The organism is Bradyrhizobium archetypum, assembly GCF_013114835.1.
Lineage (GTDB): Bacteria > Pseudomonadota > Alphaproteobacteria > Rhizobiales > Xanthobacteraceae > Bradyrhizobium > Bradyrhizobium archetypum.
Map to the genome: position 1 here is coordinate 1 of NZ_JAAVLW010000026.1, position 8,467 is coordinate 8,467.

Sequence of the window (8,467 nt, forward strand, 5' to 3'; positions counted from 1 at the left end):
ATGACGACGGAGAATCCAAGAACGACTATGTCTGACGATGGATTTGATCCATGGCATTGATCGGCCGCATCTTCGTCATCCTGTTCGCCTTCCTTGCTGCCTGCTTCCTGGCGGGGATGATTATTGTCGCTGCGGTCCTGTATCCTGAGATATCTGATCTCGGCGGTGCGCCGATCGACCAGGACGCGCTCAATGTCGTGCTCGGCTTCGGCTTCATTTTCCTGTCCGGCTTTGCGCTGCTGCCGGCGCTGGTCGTGGTACTAATTACCGAGGCCTTCAATATCCGCAGCGTGCTCGCTTACGCCGTGGGCGGCGCGATCGTCGGCGCGGCCTGCTATCTCGGTCTCGTTCCCTTCGATACTGAAACGCTGCGTTTCGACGGCATTGTGCGCCGTCATCTCGAAATCATGACTGGCGCCGGCATCGTTGCGGGCCTCGTCTACTGGCTGATCGCCGGGCGCACCGCCGGCGCTTGGCGTCAGCCGCCGCCTCCCTTGCGTCCGCCGCCGCCATTGCCGTCGCAGTCCCGCCCGCTGTCGTGATGCTCGCTACGGGGGTTTTCATCCCTAATCGCCTCGGCTAAACCCCGCGCCATGAATCGGACCGGACTTGTCATCGCGTTGGGCTTGTCGCTCGTTATCGGATTGTTGTTTGGAATCTTTCCCGAACTCGATCTGAAGCTGGCGGCATTGTTCTACGATCCTGCGAGCGCCTCGTTTCCATCCAAACAGAACGGCCTTTACGCTTTCGCGCGCGATGCCGCGATGTGGATCGCGTGGGCGCTGGCGCTGCCAGCCCTGATTGCGATCGTCGCGAAGCTGCTGCGGCCGGACCGGCCGATGCTGGTTCCGGGACGCGCGGCGGTGTTTCTGCTGGTCACTATCCTTCTCTCCGCCATCGTGCTGACCAATCTTACCTTCAAGAGCCATTGGGGGCGGCCGCGGCCGGTGGTGGTGACGGAGTTCAAGGGCCCCTGGCAGTTCGTGCCGTGGTGGGATCCGCGCGGCGAGTGCGGGCGTAACTGCTCGTTCTTCTCCGGCGAGGGCGCCACCGCGTTTTGGACCTATGCGCCCGCGGCGCTGACGCCGCCGACATGGCGGCCGCTGGCCTACGTGGCGGCCACCCTGTTCGGCATCTTCACAAGTGGGCTGCGGATGGCGTTCGGCGGACATTTCTTTACCGATGTCGCGGCGGCAGGCCTCGTCAGCTTTTTCGTGATCTGGCTGGCCTATGCCTGGATTTACCGCTGGCCGTCGACCCGGCTGACGGATGCGCAGATCGAGGCCGCGCTGGCGCGCTGGGGCCGGCCCAGCTACCGCCTGTGGCGGCGCTGGCGCCGGCGCGAGGCCAGCTAGTCCGATGACCGCCACAACGCGGCATTAAACGCGTGCCCATCGCTGCGAAATTTGTTATTCGCGCCGTCAAGCCGCAGCCGGCACCTGCCATCTCGACCGATTGGAAGCTCCATGAGTACGATTCTGAAAAGCCTGCCCAAGGGGGAAAAAGTCGGCATCGCTTTCTCGGGCGGTCTCGATACCAGCGCGGCGCTGCTCTGGATGAAGCAAAAGGGCGCGCGCGTTTTTGCCTATACCGCCAATCTCGGCCAGCCTGACGAGGCGGACTACGACGAGATTCCGCGCAAAGCGATGGAGTTCGGCGCCGAAAAGGCGCGCCTGGTGGATTGCCGCACGCAACTCGTTCATGAGGGCATTGCCGCCATCCAGTCCGGGGCCTTCCACGTCTCCACCGGCGGCATCGCCTACTTCAACACCACGCCACTTGGCCGCGCCGTGACCGGCACCATGCTGGTTGCGGCCATGAAGGAGGACGGCGTCAACATCTGGGGCGACGGCTCCACCTATAAGGGCAACGACATCGAGCGGTTCTATCGCTACGGCCTTTTGACCAATCCGAGCTTGCGGATCTACAAGCCATGGCTCGATCAACTGTTCATCGACGAGCTCGGCGGGCGCGCGGAAATGTCTGCGTTCATGACCGCCAATGGCTTTGCCTACAAGATGAGCGCCGAAAAGGCGTACTCGACCGACAGCAATATTCTCGGTGCCACCCACGAGGCCAAGGATCTCGAGCGACTCGACAGCGGCATCAAGATCGTCAATCCCATCATGGGCGTGCCGTTCTGGCGCGACGACTGTGCGGTCAAGGCCGAACAGGTCGTGGTGCATTTCGAAGAGGGGCAGCCCGTCGCGCTGAATGGTCAGACCTTCACTGACCCGGTCGCACTGTTTCTCGAAGCCAACGCCATCGGCGGCCGGCATGGCCTTGGCATGAGCGACCAGATCGAGAACAGGATCATCGAGGCCAAGAGCCGTGGCATCTACGAGGCGCCCGGCATGGCGCTGCTGCACGTCGCCTACGAGCGGCTCGTCACCGGCATCCACAACGAGGACACCATCGAGCAGTACCGCATCAGCGGCATGCGCCTCGGCCGGCTGCTCTACCAGGGGCGGTGGTTCGATTCGCAGGCGTTGATGCTGCGCGAAACCGCCCAGCGCTGGGTCGCGCGTGCGGTCACCGGCGAGGTGACGCTCGAGCTGCGCCGCGGCAACGACTACTCGATCCTGAACACCGAGAGCCCGAACCTGACCTATCAGCCGGAGCGCCTGAGCATGGAGAAGGTCGAGGATGCCGCGTTCACGCCGGCCGATCGTATCGGTCAGCTCACGATGCGCAATCTCGACATCGCCGACACCAGGGCCAAGCTGAAGCTCTATTCGGATACGGGCTTGCTGTCCGGCAGCGAAGGCTCGGAGATCTTCAAGCTCGAGAGCGACAAGGGCTGAGCCCCGGGGGATTCCATTGTTGTGGCTTCGGCGAAAGCCGGGACCCATACCGCCGCGCCAGGCTTTCGCCGGGGCGACACCTATAGAACGAGTATCCGTTACGGACGCGTCATCTGGGACAGATAGATTTTGCACGTCTGAATTCCCGCGGAGCAGCCTCAGTCGCTGCCCGTGTGTCCGACCGGAGCCTCGATCATGATCAAGCCTGCCACCATCACTCTCGCCCTTCTGCTTTTGGCATCGGCGGCCGATGCCCAGACGATCTATCCGATCGATCGCGCCGAAATCCTTTCCAGCGCCCATTTCGATTTCAAGGTCGAGTTTCCCGAGCGTGTCGACCAGGCGAAGCTGAAAGTGACCATCAACGGTCAGGACTATGCCACCGTCTTCGGCCGAGCCGGGACGTTCGTCGAACATGAGGATGGCAAGGACCAGTCGGCGCTGATGCTCCGCGATGTGGCGCTGGCCGCGCCCGGCCCTGTCGTTGTCGAGGCCGGTGACGGCGCGCGCAGCCGCAAGGTGACATGGACGGTCTACGACACCGGCCCCCGCAAGGCGAAGAACGTCATCCTGTTCATCGGCGACGGCATGTCGCCCTCGCATCGGACTGCGGCGCGGCTGCTCTCCAAGGGCATCGCCGAAGGAAAGAGCCTCGGCAAGCTCGCCATCGACGACATGCCGCACATGGCGATGGTGGCGACGGCGGGTTCCGATTCGATCATCACCGATTCCGCGAACTCGGCCAGCGCCTACGCCACCGGCCACAAGAGTGCCGTCAATGCGATGGGTGTCTATGCGGACCGCACCAAGGACCCGTTCGACGATCCCAAGGTCGAGACCATTGCCAGTCTCGTGAAGCGTCGGCTCAATCTGGCCGTCGGCATCGTCAGCAACACCGAGATCGAGGATGCAACACCTGCGGCGATGTTAGCTCATACCCGGCGCCGCGCCGAGTACGATCAGATTGTTGAGCAGTATTTTGTGGCTAAGCCCGACGTGCTACTCGGCGGCGGGAGCGCCAACTTCCTGCCAAAGGCAGCGTCTGGAAAGCGCAAGGACGATGTCGACTATGTCGCGCGCTTCCGCGAGGCCGGCTATCCCTTTGCTGCCACGGCGGGCGAACTGAATGCGCTCGCGATAAAGCCCGAGACGCGCCGGTTGCTCGGCCTGTTCGCCGCCGGGAACATGGATGGGGCGCTCGATCGCAAATTCCTCAAGGGCGGCGGCGTCAAAAAATTCCCCGAGCAGCCCGATCTGACCGAGCAGGTTCAGGCTGCCTTGGACGTGCTGTCGAGGAACGAGGCCGGCTTCTTCCTGATGGTGGAGTCCGGCATGATCGACAAATACGCGCATCTGCTCGACATGGAGCGCGCGGTCTATGACACCATCATGCTCGATAACGCCGTGCGCCTTGCCCGCGATTGGGCAGCCAAGCGCGGCGACGACACCCTGATTATGGTCGTCGCAGACCACAACCATCCCAACAGCCTTGTCGGCACCATCAACGACGACATCAGCGCGACGCCGAACGTTCCGTTCCGCGAGCGCGTCGGCGTCTACGACAAGGCCGGCTTCCCCAACTATCCGGCGCCTGATGCGGATGGCTATCCGTCGCGCGTCGATGTCAGTCGGCGGCTTGCCATCTTCTCGGCCAGCCTTCCCGACCACTACGAGACCTTCCGTCCCAAGCTCGATGATCCGAACGAGCCGACCGTGAAGGGCGACGAGGCCGGGACGTTCAAGGCGAATGAAAAATACAAGGACGTTCCCGGCGCCGTGCTGCGGCCCGGCAACCTGCCGGCATTGGTCGGCGCGAGCGTGCATTCCGGCGAGGACGTCATCCTGACCGCAACCGGCCCCGGCAGCGAACGGGTCAAGGGCTCGATGGACAATACCGAAGTCTTTCGCGTGATGGCGGACGCGCTCGGCCTTGCCGCGGCAGGAAGGTAGTCACTGTCGTCCCGGCGAAAGCCGGGACCCATACTCCGCGGCGGATATTTGTTGAGCCCGCTAGTCGACGGCTTTCTCTCAAGAATCGCCATTTGTGGTTATGGGCCCCGGCCTTAGCCGGGGCGACCGCCTAGTTCGGTGCGAACAATAGCTTCACAAAACCGCGGAACAGCATGATCTGCTGCTCCAGCTTTTTCGGATCGTTCAGCGTCTTGGACATGATGATGGCGCCGTCGACGATACACGACAGCGCATCGGCGAGATCGTCGAGGTCGACCGGTTCGCATGGTGGGTAAACGGTAGCAATACCGTCGAAAATCCTGCGGAAGCGTGCGTTCCAGTCCCGCACCGACTGCGCGGTCAGTTCGCGCACTTCGCGATCGAACAGTCGTTCCTGGTAGCAAATGCTTGCGATCAGGCAGCCGGGATGGCCGCTCGGCAGATCGGCCATCGTCTCGGCGAGCAGCTTCAGTGAAATCAGGAACGCCTGCAGCGGATCGTCGGAAAGCGCGCGGCCGCGGGCGAAGATATCGTCGAAGAGCTGGTCGTTGGTCGCGACATAGCGGCGGAGCATCTCGCGCGCGAGCGCGTTCTTGTCCTTGAAATGATAGAAGAAGCCGCTCTTGGTGAGACCTGCCTCGGCGATCACTTCATCGATCGAGGTGGCGCCAAATCCCTTGGTGAGGACAGCCGCTTCCGCTATTTCGAGAATTCGCTCGCGTGTCGCCTCGCCCTTGCTCAATCGGGGTTCAATTACTGTACCCATGGTATGGTTTTCTCCACGCACGGCGGCGCCGCGGCACTGCCCTCAATCCACAACCATTTGAATTCGTACCGCTTTGCGGCTTCTGGTTCATCCGCACCACGAGCCGTCTAGGCTGCCGCGACACTATGCAGCACCAATACCGCCGGACCCAGCCAATGCCGGCGAGACCTATCGAGGTCCTTGATTTGCGGAGATATTGAATGGCCAAATACCGAGACGCCCTGCCGCAGCGCCGCGGCGGCATTTTCCTCACCGATGGCGGCATGGAAACCACGCTGATCTTCCACGAGGGCGTGGATCTGCCGCACTTTGCAGCCTTCGTGCTGCTCGACAGCGCCGACGGACGGCAGAAGCTGAAACAGTATTATGCGTCCTATCTTTCGGTGGCGCGCAACCACGGCACGGGCTTCGTGCTCGACAGCCCGACATGGCGCGCCAATCCAGATTGGGGTGCGAAGCTCGGTTATGACGCAACTGCGCTCAAGGCGATCAACGTCCGTTCGATTGCATTTCTGGAGGAATTGCGTGCCGGCTGGGAGCGGTCGGGAGCGCCCTGCGTGATCAGCGGCGCTATCGGCCCGCGCGGCGACGGCTACAAGGCGGGCAACATGGATGCTGTGGAGGCCGAAAATTATCATAGGCCGCAGATAGCGGCCTTCGCCGAGGCCGGCGCCGACATGGTCACCGCTTATACGCTCACCAGCGTCAATGAGGCGATTGGCATCGCGCGCGCAGCGCGGTCGCAAGGGATTCCAGCGGCCATCTCGTTCACTGTGGAGACCAATGGCCGCCTGGTGAAAGGCGAAACGTTGCATGAGGCGATCGAGACCGTGGATCGCGAGACAGATGGTGCGCCCGCATACTTCCTGATCAACTGCGCGCACCCAACGCATTTCGAAGACGCGTTGAAGGCGGGCGAAGGCTGGACGGAACGTATCCACGGCATCCGGGCGAACGCTTCGACCAAGAGCCATGCCGAACTCGACGAGTCCGAAACGCTCGATGCGGGTGATCCGGTCGATCTCGGGCGGCGTTATGTTGCGCTCAGGAGCGCGTTTCCGACGATGCGCATTCTTGGCGGCTGCTGCGGCACCGATCACCGGCACGCCGCCGCCATTTGCGAGGCGTGCGTGCCACCGCGGGCCCTCAGCGCGTGATGCAACAAAAATGGCCGGGATCGCTCCCGGCCATTTGCATTTGGTGACAATCCAACTCAGCGCGGCGGCGCGGTGCCGGGCGGGGGCGGCGGCAGCGACGCCTGCCCGCCGTTCAGCAGCGGCGTGATGTTGCGGATCGTGACGCGCCGGTTGATCGCGCTGGGCCCGTCGGTCTGCTCCTTCAGATACTGCTCGCCATAGCCTTGCGAGGTCAGGTTTTCCGCCGGCACGTTGAACTGCTGCGTCAGCAAGGTCGCGGCCGATTCGGCACGGCGGTCCGACAGCGACAGATTGTCGACGTCGTTGCCGACCGCGTCGGTGTGGCCCTCGATCAGGAACACCGCGCGCGGATTTTGCTGGATCGCCCGGTTGAGGCCGTCGGCAATCACCTGCAGCTTCGCCGCCTGATCGGGCGGGATTTCCCACGATCCGGTTGCGAAGTTGATGGTGTTAACGTCGATGCTCGGCATGCGCTGGCGCACGGTCGGGCTGTAGCGGATTTCGTCCAGCGTGTAGCGTCGATCGATGCGTTCAACCGGCGGCGCCACCATCGTCTCGTAGATCACCTCCGGGGGCGCTTCCTCTGCGCTGACAATGTAGCGATCGTAGGGGATGCTGACCACCGGCGGAGGCAGGTCGACATAGAAGCCGCCGACTGCGCGCGGGTCTCGATAGCTGTTATCGATGATGATGACCTCGCGGCCGTAGCTGTCGCGCCGGATCCGGCGCAGCAGCCGCCCGTCGGCGCCGACCACGGTGATCACCTCGGTGCCGTCAGGACGGACCACCACCGTGCGGGTTTCGCCGCCGAGCGTTTCGGTGCGGATGTCGCGGGCGCCGTAGCGGAAGCGATACAGGTCGTTGCCACGAACATACGTCTGCCCGCTCGGGTCGCGGATGATGATGCGGTCCGGCTCGTGGTAGACCGTGCGGCCACCTTCGACCGCCTCGCGCCGCTGGTTGTGGAGGTCGGCGATGGTCGCGCCGATCACGGCTCCGGCGACGACACCTGCGCCGACGGCGAGTGGCGTCAGATTCTCGCGCCGTGGCGGCGGCGGTGCCGGAAGTGGTGCCTGGACCGTTGGCGCAGTCCGGAAAGCCGGCGCCACGGTCGGTGGCGCGTTCTGTACCCGACTCGGAGGCGGCGCAGCATTCGGCGCGCCGGGCACGGCGGTTGGCGCCGTCGGAGCGGCGGTGGTGCCGCCCGGTGCGGCGGGCGCGCCGGCACGCGGTGCTGGGCTTGTTGTCGGCGCAGGCGCAGCCGTTCCGCCAGGGGCGCCCGGAGGCGGCCCGCCGGGGCGGCCCGCAGGCGGCGGCGTTGTCGGTGTGCCCGCCGCCGGCGGCGTGGCAGGCGTTGCGCCGGGGCGCGGCGGCGCGGCGGTGCTTCCGCCGGGCGGTGGCGTGGTCGTAGGAGTTGCCGTCGGCGCCGGCGCAGTGGTGGGCGTTGCGCCGGGGCGTGGTGGCGCGGCCGTGCTTCCGCCGGGCGGCGGCGCGGTCGGTGATGCGGTCGGCGCCGGTGCCGTCGGCGTTGCGGTCGGTGCCGGCGGCTGCTTGGCGCCAGCAGGCGGGGGTGGCGGCGGCACAGGCGATGGCGTCCCCTTCTGAGCGGAAGGCGGCGGCGGTGTCGGAGCTGGCGCGGCCGGTTGCTTCGGCGCTGCAGGCGCTGCGGCCGGTGGAGGTTGCGGCGTTGGCGTCGGGCGCGCAGGTGCAGCCGCGGGCGGAGGCGGCGGTGGAGGCGCTGCTTTCGGGGCGGCCGCCGGGGGCGGCGGCGGAGGTGCGGCGGGACGTGG

General features: G+C 64.8%; 7 protein-coding genes. 5 read left to right on the forward strand and 2 right to left on the reverse strand.

Annotated elements, in window-relative coordinates:
- Positions 1-50: 50 nt before the first annotated feature.
- The 4 genes from HCN50_RS32885 to HCN50_RS32900 all read left to right on the forward strand — a co-directional run bounded on the left by HCN50_RS32885 (position 51) and on the right by HCN50_RS32900 (position 4,754).
- On the forward strand, positions 51-542 hold the full coding sequence (locus HCN50_RS32885) for a hypothetical protein (protein ID WP_171713999.1): 492 nt from the start codon (positions 51-53) through the stop codon (positions 540-542).
- 51 nt (positions 543-593) lie between these two features.
- Positions 594-1,355, forward strand: a complete 762-nt coding sequence (locus tag HCN50_RS32890) for a phosphatase PAP2 family protein (RefSeq protein ID WP_171714000.1) — start codon at positions 594-596, stop codon at positions 1,353-1,355.
- Positions 1,356-1,466: 111 nt separating this feature from the next.
- Entirely contained in the window at positions 1,467-2,804 is a 1,338-nt protein-coding gene (gene argG / locus HCN50_RS32895; protein ID WP_171714001.1) for an argininosuccinate synthase, read from the forward strand.
- A 195-nt stretch (positions 2,805-2,999) separates the two neighbouring features.
- Positions 3,000-4,754, forward strand: coding sequence for an alkaline phosphatase (locus HCN50_RS32900; protein WP_171714002.1), 1,755 nt, complete (start codon positions 3,000-3,002; stop codon positions 4,752-4,754).
- 130 nt (positions 4,755-4,884) lie between these two features.
- Here HCN50_RS32900 and HCN50_RS32905 read toward each other — a convergent pair whose 3' ends face one another.
- Positions 4,885-5,496 (reverse strand): TetR/AcrR family transcriptional regulator, encoded by a 612-nt coding sequence (locus HCN50_RS32905; protein WP_210265196.1) that lies wholly within the window; start codon positions 5,494-5,496, stop codon positions 4,885-4,887.
- A gap of 224 nt (positions 5,497-5,720) precedes the next feature.
- Here HCN50_RS32905 and HCN50_RS32910 point away from each other — a divergent pair, with 224 nt between their 5' ends.
- The gene (locus tag HCN50_RS32910) at positions 5,721-6,677 is read left to right on the forward strand and encodes a homocysteine S-methyltransferase family protein (protein WP_171714004.1); all 957 of its coding nucleotides are present in this window, start codon (positions 5,721-5,723) and stop codon (positions 6,675-6,677) included.
- 56 nt (positions 6,678-6,733) lie between these two features.
- On the opposite strand, the gene HCN50_RS33170 is transcribed toward HCN50_RS32910, so the two are convergent.
- Positions 6,734-8,467 (reverse strand): OmpA family protein (locus HCN50_RS33170; RefSeq protein WP_210265195.1); only part of this gene is annotated, 1,734 nt, incomplete at its 5' end.

Bases quoted from the DNA above. Each gene is read 5' to 3' on its own strand.
- HCN50_RS32885 (WP_171713999.1), top strand. From the start codon at position 51: ATGGCATTGATCGGCCGCATCTTCGTCATCCTGTTCGCCTTCCTTGCT.
- HCN50_RS32900 (WP_171714002.1), top strand. From the start codon at position 3,000: ATGATCAAGCCTGCCACCATCACTCTCGCCCTTCTGCTTTTGGCATCG.
- argG (WP_171714001.1), top strand. From the start codon at position 1,467: ATGAGTACGATTCTGAAAAGCCTGCCCAAGGGGGAAAAAGTCGGCATC.
- HCN50_RS32890 (WP_171714000.1), top strand. From the start codon at position 594: ATGAATCGGACCGGACTTGTCATCGCGTTGGGCTTGTCGCTCGTTATC.
- HCN50_RS32910 (WP_171714004.1), top strand. From the start codon at position 5,721: ATGGCCAAATACCGAGACGCCCTGCCGCAGCGCCGCGGCGGCATTTTC.